1 protein-coding gene is annotated in these 202 nt (G+C 70.8%); it reads left to right on the forward strand.

The genetic code is table 11. The features are described 5' to 3' along the window. On the forward strand, positions 1-202 hold a 202-nt coding region (locus IF00_RS0140740; RefSeq protein ID WP_030327234.1), incomplete at both ends, for an ATP/GTP-binding protein.

Consider the following 202-nt stretch of genomic DNA (forward strand, 5'->3'; position numbering starts at 1 on the left):
CGGTCAGGACCGCTTCTGGTTCATGTGGGACGACCTGGTCCGCGGCGCCATCGGCGCCGTCGTCCTCGTCGACACCCGCCGCCTCGCCGACTGCTTCCCGGCCGTCGACTACTTCGAGAACAGCGGCCTGCCGTTCGTCATCGCCCTCAACGGCTTCGACGGCGCCCAGCCGTACCAGCCCGAGGAGGTCCGCGAGGCCCTC

This window comes from Streptomyces flavochromogenes, assembly GCF_000717595.1.
Lineage (GTDB): Bacteria > Actinomycetota > Actinomycetes > Streptomycetales > Streptomycetaceae > Streptomyces > Streptomyces flavochromogenes.